The following is a 16571-nucleotide window of genomic DNA, read 5'->3' as shown; positions in this document are numbered from 1 at the left end:
ATGGAAACTGTACTTCTATACTTCGGCAAAGTTATTTTATGCTCCGGTGTAATGTTTTTGTATTATCAGTTGTCTTTAAAAGACAAGACCTTTCATCACTACAACAGATTTTATCTCTTGGCTGCGATGTTGATATCGTTATTGCTTCCTTTAATAACCATCGAGGATTTTACGATTGAGGTAAGCAATGATTGGTATGCGTTAATAGATAGGGTACAGAATTTTAACTCAACTAAAAACATAAGCAATGACCACATTTATTTTAGAATTATTTTTTCAGCTTTGGGATTGGTTTCTCTCTATTTTTTAGGGAAATTACTATTTGGGATCTTCAGGATTCAACAGCTTAAAAATCAGTTTAAAAAAGAAAGCTTTGATGGGATTAATTTCTATCATACAGATCTTACAGAAGCACCGTTTTCGTATTTCAGAAACCTGTTCTGGAAGACTTCTATTACTTTGAATTCCGATGTCGGGAAGCAGATTTTGAAGCACGAAATGGTTCATATTGAACAGAAACACTCCTTCGATAAAATTTTTATGGAGATTATTACTGCTGTTTTCTGGTTCAATCCGTTTTTTCATATCATTAAAAAAGAAATCAGTTTAATTCACGAATATCTGGCCGATAAAAAGGCTGTAAAACAATCGGACACGAAAGCATTTGCGCAGATGCTTTTAGCAAGCCACTTTTCCGGAAACCAGTTGCCTGCGACCAGTCCGTTTTTAAGTTCAAATCTAAAAAAACGACTCAAAATGTTACAAAAACCTCAAACCAAATTCGGGTATGCGCGTAGAATTTTTGCATTACCGGTAGTATTTTCTGTAGCCTTTGCTTATTTGGTAAATGCTAAAAATCAAGAAATTAAAGCAACCAATATAGAAATAGAGAAAGCGGTTTCTCAGATCAAAAAAGATACCATTACGCCTAAAAAAGCGAAAGAAGTGGAAGTTATTGCTCCAAAATTAGCTAAAAGAGCAGAAACTCAACAAAAGCTGAATGATCTGAGTAAAAAGCTTGAAGAAAAAAGTGTGGCTTTAAAAAACTTAAAACCTGAAAGTAAGGAGTTTAAGAAAAATGTTGATGAACTTGGTGCTTTATCAGCTGAGATCGGAAAAATTGCAAGCTCTCAGGATTTTAAAGTAGCATATAGCATGAATAATGACGATGTGAAAAAAATCAATGAATTTTTTAAATCTGATGAATGGAAGAACAAAGTTTCAGAATTGAAAAATATGAATTTTGAAATTCCAGAAATTCCGGAAATGAATTTTGATTTTCCTGATGCTCCGCCTTCACCGCCGAATGCTCCAAAAGCTCCGAATGCGCCTAAAGTAAAAGTCTATAGCTTTAATGATACAAAATGGTCTCCTAGCCAAGATATGATTTTTAAGTCTGAAGAAAGAAGAGAAGAATCGGCATCCACTGCAAAAAAAAGAGCTAAACTTGAAAAAGAACGAGCAAAATTAGACGAGAAAAGAGCAAAACTGGAGGGTGAAAGAGCGAAGTTGGAAGCTGAAAGAAGAGCATTAGACGGAAACAGAAAAATGTATATTTATAGTAATTCGGTACATACATTTCCTAAAACCATGAAAATAAATGCTGATAATATTGTTATTCATAGAGGGCAGTCTATGATCGCTAATGGTGTGAAAAGCATTGATGGTGATATGGAAGGAATAAAATATTTCATCAATGGAAGAGAAGCTTCTGAATCTGAATTTAAAGTGTTGGATCCGCAAAACATAAAAAGTGTTACGGTGAATAAAAATCATACAAACGGAAAAAAATCCGGAGAAATAAGAGTTGAAACAAAATAACTAAAGTTCCGATAAAGCTTTGTTAATGAAAATCACAACTATCGTTAGCAAAGCTTTTTTTAATGAAAATAGATACGAATTATGAAAAATATTAATCTACTTTTTTTATTGCTAGTAAGCATTTTTACAACTGCTCAAACCAATAGATTTTTTTATGAATATAAATTTATTCCCGATTCTACAAATAAGGCAGACGTAAAAAAAGAAATGATGCTTTTAGATATTGATAAAACAGGTTCTAAATATTACAGCCATGATAAATTTGTTGCAGATTCTACTCAAAAAGCAGATTTAGAAAAGCAGTTAAAAGCGGGAGCGGGAAGTATTAATATTACTAAGAGAGAAAAATCCGGGCAGGTTTCTTATAACGTGACCAAACAGTATCCGGATTTTACAACCTATTATTTCACAAGAGTTTCAACAGACGCTTATAAGGTAAAAGAAGATAAAAAACCTGAATGGAAAATTCTTCCTGAAAAACAGAAAATTGGTGAATATAATGCACAAAAGGCAACGACAAATTTTGGAGGAAGAACCTGGACGGCTTGGTTTACAACAGACCTTCTTTTTCAGGACGGACCGTATAAATTCTATGGTTTACCAGGTTTAATTGTGAAATTAGAAGATTCTACAGGTTCTCACAGTATGACTTTGGTTGGAAATAAAAAAGTAAATTCTTCGACGGAAAAAGAACTTGAACTTCCGGGAAATGTAAGACTAATCGGGATGGGCGGAAAAGATATTGAAGTAACGAAAGATCAGTTCAGAAAAGTTTGGAAAGCCTATGTAAACGATCCGACAAAAAATATGAGAGAAATGATGATGAAAAACGGAAACGGAACCAATGTTTCTTTCAAAGTGAAAAATCCTGACGGAAGAGAAATTACCGATCCAAACGAAGTCTTCAGAGATATGGAGAAAAAAACAAAGGAAAATTTAAAAAAGAACAACAATCAGATAGAACCAGATTTGTTCAAATAAAAATACATAATTTTTTAATCTTAAAACAGGATGATTATCATTAGTCATCCTGTTTTCTTTTTTTATATTTAAGGTCTCAAAGGGATACTTAAAATTTTAAACCAAAATAATGACGGAGAAAGAAAAATGTAAACAGGAGTTAATGTATAATGCAAATGATGAACAATTGACTAATGAAAGAATTGCCATCAAAGATTTATGTCAGGAATACAATCAACTGAAGAATTCTGATACCGAAAACAGAACTCAATTAATCAAAAAAATCCTGGGTAAAACAAAAGAAAATATCTGTATTGAACCCAACTTCTGGTGTGACTACGGCTATAATATTGAAGTGGGTGAGAACTTTTACGCCAATCATAATCTGGTGATTTTAGACTGTGCAAAAGTGACTTTTGGAGATAACGTCTTTATCGGTCCGAACTGCAGTTTTTATACAGCCAATCATCCTTTGGACGTAAAACAGAGAAATGCAGGTTTAGAAACTGCTCATCCTATAACCGTTGGAGATAACGTTTGGTTTGGAGGAAATGTGGTTGTTATTCCGGGAGTAAGAATTGGAAATAATTCAGTGATCGGAGCAGGAAGTGTGGTGACGAAGGATATTCCGGATAATGTATTAGCAGTCGGAAGCCCATGTAAAGTGATTAAAAAAATTGAAAATTAAAATAAAAAAAGTAAACTAATATCATGAAAAAAACAGTTTTAGTCCTCTTCTTGTTTCTGGGGATATTTTCCAATGCTCAGTATCAGCGTTTTGTTTATGAATATAAATTTGCAATAGATTCCACAGCGAAAGATAAGGTGGAAACAGAGTTGATGAATCTGGATATTGCGCCTAAGGGATCAAAGTTTTACAGTAAGGATTACCAAGAAGCCGACTCTCTGATGCATGCATTTATCGAAAAACAGGTAAAATCAGGAAACAATGATTTTAGTTTGAAAGGAGTAGGATATAAAGGTAAATTGAGATATTCTGTCGAAAAAAGTTATCCCGATTATGCCGTAAGCTTTATTAATTCAATTGGTAATGAAGAGTATTTGGTACAGGATTCCAGAGTACCTCAGTGGAAAATTCTTTCAGATAAAGATAAAATAGGAAATTTTTCTGTTCAGAAGGCAGTCTGTGATTTTTTAGGGAGACGTTGGACAGCGTGGTTTACAACGGAATTACCTATTCAGGATGGCCCCTATAAATTTCATGGTCTGCCGGGAATGATTGTGAAAATAGAAGATCAAAGCCATTCTCATACTTTTGAACTGAAAGGAGTAAAAAAGCTTGATACCGCACAGGAGTGGATAAGCGGAAAGGATAAAAAAAGATATAACCCTCTTATTAACGTTGATGAAAACAAATTTAAAAAAGTATATAGCGAATACACTAAAGATCCAATGAAAGGGCTACGGCAGATGCTTAACAACGGTACGATCGTTGAAATGAGGGACGATAACGGAAAGGTAATGGATACCAACAAAATGCTTCGTGATGATGAAAAAAGAGCCAAAGAAAAGCTGAAAAAAGAGAATAATATTTTAGAACTCGATTTGTTGAAATAACTTGTAAGCGTATGATGAAAATTGAAGCTTTTGATCCACGAATGCACCAATAATAATACTTTTTTATATGAAAAATTTAAAATCTGCGCTATCTGTAAAATCTGCGTGAGCAAAAAAATATTAAATTTAAGTTCCAAATTGACAAAAAAAACAATCCCGAAATATTCTTCGGGATTGTTTTTTTATCTTTACAGTGATTTATTAAGCCAGTTTCTGAGAATCAGAGATAAACTGAGCTAATCCGCTGTCTGTTAACGGGTGTTTTAGCAAGCTTAAGATGGGAGGCAGTGGTGAAGTGATCACGTCTGCTCCGATTTTAGCACAATCAATGATATGCATTGAATGACGGATAGAAGCCGCTAAAATTTCAGTTTCATACATATAATTATCAAAGATCAGTCTGATTTCCTGGATCAGGTTTAATCCGTCTGTTGTAATATCATCCAGTCTTCCCAGGAATGGAGAAACATAAGTTGCACCTGCTTTAGCTGCTAAAAGAGCCTGTCCCGGGGAGAAGATCAATGTGCAGTTGGTTCTGATTCCTTTATCAGAAAAATATTTTAATGCTTTGATTCCATCCTTGATCATTGGGATTTTAACCACGATATTCGGGTGGATCGCTGCCAATTCTTCCCCTTCTTTAATCATTTCTTCGTAAGTTGTTGAAAGTACTTCCGCAGAAATATCTCCGTCTACAATTTCGCAAATAGCTTTATAGTGATTTTTGATCGCTTCAGCTCCCTGAATACCTTCTTTTGCCATTAATGACGGGTTGGTTGTTACTCCATCAAGAATTCCAAGGTCTTTTGCTTCTTTGATTTGCTCTAAGTTGGCTGTGTCAATAAAAAATTTCATTTGATATACAGATTTAATTATATACAAATATAATGAATCCTTTTCGAGTGGGAAATTAATTTCGATGATGGTTTAAGGTTTAACTTGTTGTTAGTTGTTAGTTGTTAGTTGTTAGTTGTTAGTTGTTAGTTGTTAGTTGCGTGTAGTATTAGAAATTTTACATTCCCCTTCCCTGAAGGGGTGGATTTTTGCGGAAGCAAAAAGACGGGGTAGTAAAAATAATACTAACTTAGCCTATTGCTTATCGCCAAATGAAAAATAACCACTTCACTACCCAGCTCCAACTCATCGGCATCAATCCTTTTGTATTCATTCCCGAAGAAATTTTAAACCAAATTTTCGAAACCTCAGGAAGGACTAAAAGTCCGATTCCTGTAAAAGGAAGTGTAAACGGGAAAGAATTCAGGCAAAATTTAATGAAATATTTAGGCGAATGGAGGTTGTATATTAATCTGACGATGCTAAAGGACTCCCCAAAAAGAATTGGCGAAACCATTGAAATTTTTGTAGAATTTGACGATGCTGACCGAACGATTTCTATTCATCCGAAGCTGGATCAGGCGATAAAAAATCACCCTGTTGCCTTGGCCAATTTTGAAAATTTAATTCCCTCTAGAAAATTAGAGTTAATTCGTTATATCAATAATCTAAAAACCGAAGCGAGCGTTCAACGAAATATCGAAAAAATTATCAAACACCTTCATGGTGAAGCTGATTTCTTTGGAAAAACAATTAATTCAAAACCATCATAAACAAAAAAGATCCGGAATTTCCGGATCTTTTGTTACTACGAATTTAAAACCTGATTAAGTTTTACTGCGTCCTGATTGCTTGGGTCATATTGTATTGATTTTGCAATATGCTCTTTCGCTTTGTTCGGATCGCTTTTCTGTTCAGAGAAAGCTAGATAGAAATAGGCATACGCCAGATTCTTCTTATTTTGCTCAACTTCTTCAGGTTTTACGGTCGCAATATATTTCTCATACGCTATTTTCGCGTTTGCATCATCTTTTGCAGATTGATAAGCGTAGGCCTGGCTATAATATGACGGAGCCCAATCTGGTAATAAAACTGATATTTTTTTCCATGTATCTACTGCATTTGTCCAGTCTGAAGACTCTTGATAAGCTGCTGCTAATTTAGCCAACGCTTCCGTATCTTTAGGATTGGTTTCAATCTGTTTTTTAAGACCTTCAATCGTAGGATTTCCTGCCTGGCTTACTGCAGCTGTATTATTTGTGCTATCTGTTGTCGTTTGTGCATTTACAAAACCTACACTTCCTGTCAATAATAAACCTAAGAAAAGGTTTTTCGTGTTCATTTTAATCATTTTCATAATCTTACATTTTCGAATTGTGATGAATAAAATTCAATAATAATTCCAAAATTATTTAAATTTTAGAGTATTTAGGCTTTTTTAGAAAATATTAAGAGCTTAGGCTAATTTTTTATCTAAATTTTTGATTCGTCCGTGTTTGGGCTATCTTTGTAAATAAAAATTTTTTATCAATACGATTTTATGAACATTATATTGGCTTCTACTTCCACACTTTTCGGGGGGGACTATTTAGAATATCTGAGAGAGGAATTAATTCAGCTTTATAAAGGAGTTGAAGAGATTATTTTCATTCCATTCGCAAGACCGGGCGGAATTTCTCATGATGATTATACGGCAAAGGCAAAATCTTTTTTCGAAACCATCAATATTAAAGTGAAAGGTCTTCACGAATTTGAAGATAAAATTGAAGCCGTAAATAATTCCAAAGGTTTTTTTACAGGAGGCGGTAATACTTTTCTGTTGGTTAAAACGTTACACGAAGAAGGTTTGATGTCTGTTTTGAAAAAAAATGTAGAAAGTGGAAAACCATATTTAGGATGTAGCGCAGGAAGCAATATCGGTGGACAGAATATGAAAACTACGAACGATATGCCCATCGTTTATCCGCCAAGTTTTGATTGTATGGGATTGGTTCCTTTTAATTTGAATCCTCATTATCTTGATCCAAATCCTGAATTGAAACATAATGGAGAAACGAGAGAAACGCGAATTAAAGAATTTTTAACGCAGAATGAAACAAAAGTTGTCGGACTTCGTGAAGGTAACTGGATCAGAAGAATTGGCGATAATATTACCGTTGAAGGAAGCGAGTTAACGAGAATTTTTGAAAAAGATAAAGAACCTTACGAGATCGAGGCGGGTTCAAAACTCTAAATTTTCTTTTTATATATTTGAATAAGAATGTGATTTTTGGTCATATTTAAAATTAAAATATAAAGTCGCTTCGACAGGCTCAGCATGACATCGCTAAAAATTTACTGTTTTATAAAATATTAGTATAAGAAATGTCATGCTGAGTTTGTAGAAGTACTATTAATAAAAAATGCAATGAAAAAAACATTAGCCGTTTTCATCCTTTCCACACAGGTGATTTTTGCTCAGAATATAGCTCAGAAACTGGAAAAAGCCACCAAAGATCTTATGGAATCTTCGGGGGCAATCGCTTCCAATTTATCATTTTATGTTTCTGATGAAAATGGGAATTTTATTTACGATTATCAGGGAAATAAAGGACTTTCCACGGCTTCTACGCAAAAAATATTTACAGCGGGTGCCGCTTTGGAAACTTTAGGTAAAAATTATACCTATAAAACAACATCAGGATATTCAGGAACGATTTCAGGATCAACACTTAACGGAAATTTATTTATTTCGTCAAACGGCGATCCCACTTTGGGAAGCTGGAGGTACGATAATTACAAGCCCGAAAACTTTAAAAAGAAGTTGATGGAAGCTGTAAAAACTTTAGGAATCGCAAAAATATCGGGTGATCTGATTATTGATGATTCTTATTTTGATGCTCAAACCATTCCCGGAGGCTGGCCTTGGGATGATTTAGGAAATTATTACGGCGCAGGCGTTTGGGGCGTTAACTGGCGCGAAAATCAGTTTGATATCAACATCAACGGAACAGATTTTAAAAGTTTTTCCTATCCTTTGGAAGGCGTACAATGGATTAATGAGCTAAAAACCGGGGGATCTTCGGATCAGAGTTTGATTTTTACCGCTCCACATTCCGATGTGGCACTCATCAACGGAACCTTGCCTGGCGGAAAAACGGTGACGGTTTCCGGTGCGACTCCCAATCCTCCTTTACAATTGGGAATAGAAGTGAGGAAATGGCTGAAAGATTCAGGCATTGATGTTTCGGGGAAAGTCATTACCAATTCGCAACTTCAGATCGAAGGAAAACAAACGCTGGATTTCCCTAAAAACCACACAATTCTTACCTACGAATCTCCGACTTTGGATAAAATCGTCTATTGGTTTTTAAGAAAAAGCATCAATTTATACGGGGAAACTTTAATTAAAACACTGGGCAAGGAAAAGAAAGGAAATTCTAATTTTAAAAGTGGAGTGGCCTATATTAAAGAGTTCTGGAAATCAAAAGGGGTTAACGGAAGTATGATCAATTTTGCCGACGGAAGCGGACTTTCACCACAAAATTATGTGGCGGCAAAAGCTGAAGTTCAGGCGTTATTGTATGCTAAAAAGCAACCTTGGTTTGAAGCGTATTACGATGGTTTTCCGACGCAGGAAAACGGAATGAAAATGAAAAGCGGAACGATGAGAGACACCAAATCTTTTGCGGGCTATCACACTTCAAAAGACGGTAAAAATTATGTTTTTTCAATTATCATCAATAATTATCAGGGAATCGGAAGCCATGAGCTGCAGAAAATTCTGAATGTTTTAAAATAATTTACTTTGAGAAGAACCATACTTGCAAGACTGAACAATTGGATTATTTTTGTCGTGATGACCGCGGTTGTTACTACGATTGTCATTGCCTCCACTTCATTGATCAATTATCTTAGAAAAGAAGAAATTAAAAGAATTAATTTGCTTTCTAAAGCCATCAGGATTCAGCAGGAAGTAAAGTCTCCCGATACAGATGTTCTGGATCTATTGCCTGAAATTCTGAATATTAATAACAATATTCCCTTCATTGTTACAGATAAAGATAAAAAGCCAATTCTGGATCTTGGATTTTACAGAAATATTCCTGAAAATACCATTAAAGATCCTGTAAAACTGAGCAAATTGGTGGAATCTATGGAGAAAAACTATGATCCTATAGAAATCAAGGTTCCTGATGGAAATAACCAGTTTGTGTATTATGATAACTCACATTTACTTAATAATTTACGGTATTCACCCTATATTTTAGGACTTTTTATTCTTCTGTACTTCGGATTTTCTTTCTGGTTTTTCAAAACCATCAAAAAAACGGATGAAGGTTATCTTTGGGCCGGTCTGGCAAAGGAAACTGCGCATCAGATCGGTACGCCTTTATCTTCCATGATCGGTTGGATGGAGATTATGAAACTGGAAACTCCCGATTCCGAAGGGGTTTATGAAATAGAAAAAGATATTGAAAGACTGAGAACGATTTCCGAACGATTTTCAAAAATAGGTTCTATTCCGGAATTGAATGATACTAATTTCAATGAAAGTATTCAGGAAAACTATGATTATTTGAAAAGAAGAATTTCACGAAAAATAAACTTCGGATTGCATTTGCCACCGGAAGAAATTTCAGTTCCTCACAATAAGATTCTGATGAGCTGGGTCATTGAGAACCTTGTGAAAAATGCGGTAGATGCGATGAAAGGCGAAGGTTCTATTGCAATGTCTGTCTTTGAAAAAAATAAAAATATCGTTGTGGAAATTCAGGATACGGGAAGCGGGATGACAAAACAGCAAGCCAGAAATGCTTTCAAACCGGGGTATTCCACGAAAAAAAGAGGTTGGGGATTAGGACTTTCACTAGCTAAAAGAGTGGTTCAGGAATATCATAATGGTGATATCCGAATTTCTCAGACGGAAGTTGGGAAAGGAACAACTTTTAGAATTACGATTAAAAAAGCCTGATTTCAAAAGTTCTTAAACACTAATAGGCACAAATGTTTTTCACAAATGGCACTACATCCTTCTTATTACCAAATCGCATTAGTGATTATTTGTGGAAATAGTCGTGAAATTTGTGTTTAAACAAAAAAGCGGAGAATAATTCCCCGCTTCATTATTATTTATTGTAAAAAATTATTTTTTTCCTGTCAGCCACTGATCCTGCAGCTTTTGTTCTGCCGGTGTCGGATTGGGTTTAAACTGAAGCGTTTCCACGGTCATTTTATCTAAAATCGCTTTTCCTGTAAGATTAATTTTTTCCAGCTTATCTCCATTCTTTCTTAAAACCGTTACAGTTACATTTTGTCCTTCTTTAATGGTTCTCGTATAACCGATAAATTCCTGTACATTTTGAATGTTGATCGATTTTCCGTCCAAAGCAAGCACTTCATCGGTAATTTTAAAACCAATGCTTTTTGCAAAAGGTGATAACGGGGAGTTTTCATCAAACACAAACGTTTTATTTTTCTCGTTATAACCCGTTTGCTGAGGATCTTTCACAAACCAGAAAATTGGAGGCGTTTCCTGTTTCTGTACTTCCACACCTACCATGTTCAGGTATTGCTCGTAAGGTGTCGGCTGGTTTCCAGCGATATATTTGTTGTAAAAATCTTTTACTTGAGGATAGCCTGTGATGGTTACCAATTCGTCAATCAGTTTATCATCTTTGAATGGTTTGTTTTCACCAAATCGCTGAGACAGTTTACGGATCATATCACGATAACCCATTTCACCGTTGGACAATTTCCTTAATTCAATGTCAAGGCACATGGCCAGTAAAGTTCCTTTTTCATACACATTTCTGTACTGATCCTTGTAAGGCTCTTTCAGTACATTCTTACTCATTACTGTGAAAGGCATGGTGTCATCATAGTTCTTAGAATTCGTGATTTTTTCAGTCATTCTTCTCAAAAACTCTGCTTTATCAATCAATCCTTCCTGAATCTGGAATAAATTCGCAAAATATTCCGTTCCGCCCTCATACATCCAAAGATGTTGAGACATTTTAGGATCTGCATAATCGAAATAATGAATCTCTTCAGAATGTGTTTTCAAAGGATTCACCGTATGGAAAAATTCATGAGAAACCACATCGGTAAGCGTTTTATCAATAGCATCTTTAGGCATCATTTCAGGGAGAACAACACTTGTCGATTCATGATGTTCCAATGCTCCGAAACCTTTAATTTGAGGCCCGTCACCACCCGAAAGATAAAGCATGATTGCATACTTTTTATTGGTATTCATATCACCCAGAAATTTCTTTTGAGCAACCACCATTTTTTCTAAATTATCTTTAAAATCTGCCGCTTTATATTTTCCTGTCGGAGAATAAACGCCTAAAACCAAATCCATTCCACCAGCGTTGAATGTGATATAATCCGGTTTCGTATACATCAGCGGAGAATCGGTAACTTTTGCATAATTGGCCAGCGTAAAAGTATCGGTAGCTTCAGATTTATCCTGATCTACCAAAGCCGTTGTCCCATAAAAATCATTAGGCTTCTGGATCACCAGCTGATAAGGAACATCCTGCATATTATCGATATATCCTACGAAACCGTGGGTATTGATCAGGTACACTTTTCCTTCCTCAATGTCTGTTCCTGAAGGGGAAAACACCGCTTTATGCTTTGAAGTATCCATCTCATCGTCAAAACTGTCGTTCACGAGGTAGGTTACTTTCGTTAAATTCTGAGCATTTTTTAAGGAATACGTATTATCATCCACTTTGGTGAAGGTCAGCTCTTTGCCTTTATTATCATAAAATTTAATGCCTTCCACAAATCTTCCGTAATCGTCCTCGGAATAGGTTCCCGGAACCGTTTTCGGAAAATGAAACTTCACGTCTCCGGATTTCATTTTCGGAAATTCCATCGTTACCGCCACTTTATCGTCCTTTACATTTACAAGGTCAATCGTGGTCTTTATAGATTGTGCATTAACCAAAAAAGCAGTTAAAACACCTAAACTTAGTGCTAATTTCTTCATTGAATTTATATTTTATAATTAAGTAGTTGCTTTAAAAATCATTTTGTTACGCAGGTAGGTATTAAAGTTTTCTTAAAAACTTATTCTTTGATTTTTTTTTGGAGCTTAATCCCGCTTTCCGCTCATACTCCTCACCCCGAACCTCTCCCATGCGCGCCAACCATAAAGCCCTCACTCTTCCAAACTCTCCAGCCCAGTTGCGGGGTATCCGCTGCAATCGGGGCTAGGAGGTAGCCATTAATTTTAAAAATAGTTGAAAATAAAAAAGCAAAACCGCGATGTCACGATTTTGCGTTTTGATGATTAAATCTTTTGATAATCGATGTAATAAGCCGGATCCAATACCACCGGAGTGGCTGTTTTCAGCTTTACGGTTTGCCATTCCTCGGTTGGGTTAATGGTTTGATTGCCGTTTATTCTGATCGGTAATCTGAAGTTTTTCACCACATTCGTATATCTGAATTTCAATGAATCACCATTTTGCGTGTATTCCAGTGCCGGAACCTGTATGGTTCTCAGGTATTGATTAAACACTGTTGAAAAATCAATTCCGGATTTTTTCGAGATATAATTTTCAATCTGTTCCGTGGTTACCGTCTGGTGATAAAAATCTTTATTGATTCCTCTTAAAATCTGTCGGAATTTTTCATCATTATTAATCACCTGGCGAATCGTGTGAAGCATACTGGCTCCCTTTGGATACATATCGCCGCTGCCTTCATTTCTTACACCATATTTACCGATAATCGGCACATCATTTCTGATAATATTTCTGATTCCTAAGGCATAGGTATCGGCAGATTTCTTATCCATATATTTTTCGGTAAACAAGACCTCAGAATAGTTGGTAAAACTTTCATGAATCCACATATCCGCCTGATCTTTTGCTGTGATATTGTTCGCAAACCATTCATGACCGCTTTCGTGAATGATAATAAAATCCCAGTTGAGCCCAACGCCTGTTCCTGAAAGATCTCTTCCTCGGTATCCGTTCTGATATCCGTTTCCGTAAGCCACATTACTTTGATGTTCCATTCCTAAATAGGGAGAATCTACCAATTTGTAAGAATCTTCATAAAAAGGATATGGTCCGAACCAGTATTCAAAGGCGGAAAGCATGGGTTTTACCTGCTGAAATTGTTTTTTTGCCTTATCTAAATTATAATCAATTACCCAATAATCAAGATCCAGTTTTCCTTTTTCTCCGTTAAAGGTATCTTTAAAATTCACATATTTACCAATATTCGGGATAATAGAGTAGGCATTGATCGGGTTTTTAACTTCCCAAGTGTAGGTTATTTTGTCGCCATTTGTTTTTTTATCGATCAGTTTTCCGTTTCCGACCCCTACAAGGTCTTTTGGCGTAATAATTTTCATGATGATTCCGTTGTCGGGTTCATCACTCCAGATATCTTTGGTCGGAAGCCAGATTGAAGCTCCGATGCCTTCATCGGCAACGCTCATCCACGGATTTCCTTTTTCGTCTTCAGTAAAAACCCAACCACCGTCCCAAGGCGCATTTTTAGCAATCGTAGGATTTCCGGAATAGGTAATGTCTAGGGTATATTTTTCGCCTTTTTTGAAGCTCTTTTTAGTTTTGACCCAAATGAAATCACCCTCTTGCTTGTATTCCGCAATAGGGAAATTTCCTTCTACTTTATCAGCTTTCATTGGCTGTTGAAGATCAATCTGAAAAGTGGGATTTGTGACATCTTTTACGATCTCAAAACTGATCTTGTTATTTCCTTTAATACTTTTTTTTGCAAAATCGGGCTCTACAGAAAGATCATATTTTTTTACATCCCAAAAGTTTCGGAATTCTGTATTGGAACCTTTTAATGTGTCTTGTTTGGTGAACGTTTTATCTGTTTCGAAGAATTGCCCGAAAGCCAATCCTGAAGCAAATAAAAGGGTATACGACAGCTTTTTCATTTTGAAATTAAATTAAATCCTTCCAAAATTAGAAAATTTAATGCCAATTGTGGTAGTAAAAAGTATAAAATGGAATTAATGTTGAATTGTGCTAAGCTTGTTTCGTTTTTTGGAATGACGAATTTTTGATTGAATGACAACATCCCTAGCCTCGATTGCAGCAATTGTTTGAGCTCATTTACTAAGTTTCGGCGGCGGCTTTGCCGCCGCCGAAACTTAGTAAATAGCGAGTGCGGAAAGCGAGAATAGCTTCAAAAAAAATCCCGAAGAAAAAAATCCTCGGGACTGTATTTTAAAAGCTTTTGCTATTGATTACTTCTGAACGGCAGGTAAATTTCCGTTGGCTTTCTGCACTTTCTTGTAAGTGTAACCACACATTAGAATACTGAATTCATAAAGTAATAATAATGGAAATGCGGCCATCAACATACTTAAAACGTCTGCCGGAGTAATAATTGCGGCAACTACCATAATTAAAACAATCGCGTGGCGACGGTACGTTCTCATGAACATTGGTGTTAAAATTCCGATGCTCGTAAGGAAATAGATGAGTACAGGGAAAAGGAAAATTACTCCCATTCCTAAAACAACCTGTAAAAATAATGTCGTATAATCGCTCAGATCATATAACGGAACGATAATATCTGAAATTTTAAAGATCACTCCGAAATTAACTGCGAAAGGTAGAATTAAAAAATATCCGCATAAAACTCCGATCATAAACAACATCCAGACTGCATTGATGATAAAGATTGAATTTTTTCTTTCTTTCGGATGCAATGCCGGGCTGATAAATCTCCAAAGTTCCCAAACGATATAAGGAAATGCGGCAACCATTCCGCCAAAGATCGAAACGGCCATCATCACATTAAATTGTTGGTACAATTTACTTGCACGCACCGGAAAATCTTTCGGAAGGTGAATACTTTCTTCGCCCAATACCATTTTTGAAAAGTGGTTGACCAATTCAAAAGTCGGAAAATCATTTCTCGTAGGACCAAAAAAGATATGGTCCATAATCCAGTTGATATTAAAGCCGACAATGAATGCAGCGACTACAATCGCAAGAATCGAGCGGATGAGGTGACCTCTTAGTTCTCCAATATGTCCAAGAAAGGACATGTCTTTACCTTCACTCACAGAATAAAATTTTTAAGGCTCCAAATTTATGAAAAAAGTTTCAGTAAAGCAGGAAGATGGTCGCGGGAAGATAGAAGTTTAATTTTAATTTAAGATGCTTCCACTAGTTCCACATGATCATTCGACTACCAATTGTGTTATTTAACAGTAAATTTGTAGTGCTGTTATGTTTATATTGTTAATCTTCCAGCCTCCAGCTTCAGGCCTTTCAGCTTAATTTATTCCTTCATCCAGTAACTTATGCAGATCTATAATTCCATAGTATTTTCCCTCTTCGGTAACAATGAGCTGCCCTATATTGTTATCTTTTAAAATTTTCATGGCTTCCTTAGCTAAAGCAGTTCTTTCTATTGTTTTAGGATTGGCAGACATAATATCTTTTGCTAAAACCTGAGCAATATCGTCGCCTTTTAGTAGCATTCTTCTCAAATCTCCATCAGTAATAACACCAATAATATTGTTGTTTTCTGTAACCACCGTAATCCCGTGTCGTGAACTGCTTATCGAAATAATAACATCTTTTACCGTATCATTCTCTGTGACCTGAGGTTTTTGAGAAGAAAGGAAATCATCAACTTTTGAGATTAAATTTTTGCCTAAACTTCCACCAGGATGAAATTTGGCGAAATCATTAGCTTTAAAATCATTCAGTTCCATTAAAGAAATCGCTAAAGCATCACCAAGCGCCATTTGTAAGGTCGTAGAACTTGTAGGAGCCAGTTTGTTTGGGCAAGCTTCTTTATCCACATGAGTATCCAGAATAATATCAGAATATTCAGCCAATCTGCTTGATTTATTTCCTGTCATTCCTATTAATGATGAAGAATAATCTTTTAAATAAGGAAGAAGGTTGACAATTTCAGGTGAATTTCCTGAAAGAGAAATGCATAAAACAACATCCTGCTTCTGAATCACCCCCAAATCACCGTGAATTGCTTCCGAAGCGTGCAAAAACTGAGAAGGAGTTCCGGTAGAATTCAGCGTGGCAACAATTTTATTTCCCACATGTGCCGATTTTCCGATTCCTACGACAATCAGTTTTCCTTTTGCCGAATGTATGGCTTCCACAGCTTTTACAAAATCATCATCAAGTCTGTTTTTAAGTTTTTCAAGTTCCGCAATCTCTATTTCTAAAGTGTTTTTCGCGATTGAAATGATGTTGTTTTTTTCCATTTTACTTTTCTGGGTATACAATAAAATTCTTTATAACCGTTATATTTTAAAAAGAATATTTAATATAAATTTTATTTTTTATAAATTCGTTCGCTTTTATTTTAAGCAAAATTTTTATAACTTTGGGATACATGCAAATTTAGCAATAGAA

At 35.5% G+C, this 16571-nt stretch carries 14 protein-coding genes; 8 read left to right on the top strand and 6 right to left on the bottom strand.

Annotated elements, in window-relative coordinates:
• The 4 genes from VUJ46_RS04685 to VUJ46_RS04670 all read left to right on the top strand — a co-directional run bounded on the left by VUJ46_RS04685 (position 1) and on the right by VUJ46_RS04670 (position 4359).
• Positions 1 to 1821 (top strand): M56 family metallopeptidase, encoded by a 1821-nt coding sequence (locus VUJ46_RS04685; RefSeq protein ID WP_326983844.1) that lies wholly within the window; start codon positions 1 to 3, stop codon positions 1819 to 1821.
• Between the two features lie 81 nt (positions 1822 to 1902).
• Positions 1903 to 2802: a GLPGLI family protein gene (locus VUJ46_RS04680; protein ID WP_326983843.1), complete on the top strand. Its 900-nt coding sequence runs from the start codon at positions 1903 to 1905 to the stop codon at positions 2800 to 2802.
• Positions 2803 to 2911: 109 nt separating this feature from the next.
• Positions 2912 to 3469: a sugar O-acetyltransferase gene (locus VUJ46_RS04675; RefSeq protein ID WP_326983842.1), complete on the top strand. Its 558-nt coding sequence runs from the start codon at positions 2912 to 2914 to the stop codon at positions 3467 to 3469.
• 23 nt (positions 3470 to 3492) lie between these two features.
• The gene (locus VUJ46_RS04670) at positions 3493 to 4359 is read left to right on the top strand and encodes a GLPGLI family protein (RefSeq protein ID WP_326983841.1); all 867 of its coding nucleotides are present in this window, start codon (positions 3493 to 3495) and stop codon (positions 4357 to 4359) included.
• A gap of 201 nt (positions 4360 to 4560) precedes the next feature.
• Here VUJ46_RS04670 and fsa read toward each other — a convergent pair whose 3' ends face one another.
• Positions 4561 to 5214: a fructose-6-phosphate aldolase gene (gene fsa / locus VUJ46_RS04665; RefSeq protein WP_326983840.1), complete on the bottom strand. Its 654-nt coding sequence runs from the start codon at positions 5212 to 5214 to the stop codon at positions 4561 to 4563.
• 251 nt (positions 5215 to 5465) lie between these two features.
• Between fsa and VUJ46_RS04660 the strand changes: the two genes are divergently transcribed.
• Complete coding sequence (locus VUJ46_RS04660) at positions 5466 to 5966, top strand: YdeI/OmpD-associated family protein (protein ID WP_326983839.1); 501 nt, start codon at positions 5466 to 5468, stop codon at positions 5964 to 5966.
• Positions 5967 to 6001: 35 nt separating this feature from the next.
• On the opposite strand, the gene VUJ46_RS04655 is transcribed toward VUJ46_RS04660, so the two are convergent.
• Entirely contained in the window at positions 6002 to 6535 is a 534-nt protein-coding gene (locus VUJ46_RS04655; RefSeq protein WP_326983838.1) for a tetratricopeptide repeat protein, read from the bottom strand.
• Between the two features lie 198 nt (positions 6536 to 6733).
• Here VUJ46_RS04655 and pepE point away from each other — a divergent pair, with 198 nt between their 5' ends.
• The 3 genes from pepE to VUJ46_RS04640 all read left to right on the top strand — a co-directional run bounded on the left by pepE (position 6734) and on the right by VUJ46_RS04640 (position 10147).
• On the top strand, positions 6734 to 7426 hold the full coding sequence (gene pepE / locus VUJ46_RS04650) for a dipeptidase PepE (RefSeq protein WP_326983837.1): 693 nt from the start codon (positions 6734 to 6736) through the stop codon (positions 7424 to 7426).
• 174 nt (positions 7427 to 7600) lie between these two features.
• Positions 7601 to 8974, top strand: coding sequence for a D-alanyl-D-alanine carboxypeptidase/D-alanyl-D-alanine endopeptidase (gene dacB / locus VUJ46_RS04645; RefSeq protein WP_326983836.1), 1374 nt, complete (start codon positions 7601 to 7603; stop codon positions 8972 to 8974).
• A 6-nt stretch (positions 8975 to 8980) separates the two neighbouring features.
• Complete coding sequence (locus VUJ46_RS04640; protein ID WP_326983835.1) at positions 8981 to 10147, top strand: sensor histidine kinase; 1167 nt, start codon at positions 8981 to 8983, stop codon at positions 10145 to 10147.
• 171 nt (positions 10148 to 10318) lie between these two features.
• Here VUJ46_RS04640 and VUJ46_RS04635 read toward each other — a convergent pair whose 3' ends face one another.
• From VUJ46_RS04635 to VUJ46_RS04620, 4 genes are all read right to left on the bottom strand, one after another.
• Positions 10319 to 12175 carry a M61 family metallopeptidase gene (locus VUJ46_RS04635; RefSeq protein ID WP_326983834.1) on the bottom strand — a complete coding sequence of 619 codons (1857 nt, stop codon included), beginning with the start codon at positions 12173 to 12175 and terminating at the stop codon, positions 10319 to 10321.
• Positions 12176 to 12478: 303 nt separating this feature from the next.
• Positions 12479 to 14107, bottom strand: coding sequence for a M1 family metallopeptidase (locus VUJ46_RS04630; RefSeq protein ID WP_326983833.1), 1629 nt, complete (start codon positions 14105 to 14107; stop codon positions 12479 to 12481).
• Positions 14108 to 14419: 312 nt separating this feature from the next.
• Positions 14420 to 15247, bottom strand: a complete 828-nt coding sequence (gene tatC, locus VUJ46_RS04625) for a twin-arginine translocase subunit TatC (RefSeq protein WP_326983832.1) — start codon at positions 15245 to 15247, stop codon at positions 14420 to 14422.
• 213 nt (positions 15248 to 15460) lie between these two features.
• Complete coding sequence (locus VUJ46_RS04620) at positions 15461 to 16420, bottom strand: KpsF/GutQ family sugar-phosphate isomerase (RefSeq protein WP_326983831.1); 960 nt, start codon at positions 16418 to 16420, stop codon at positions 15461 to 15463.
• Positions 16421 to 16571: the final 151 nt, after the last annotated feature.

The sequence above is a fragment of the Chryseobacterium sp. MYb264 genome (assembly GCF_035974275.1).
Lineage (GTDB): Bacteria > Bacteroidota > Bacteroidia > Flavobacteriales > Weeksellaceae > Chryseobacterium.
Note: the sequence above shows the minus strand (reverse complement) of the source record. Positions and strands in the feature narration are given on the sequence as shown.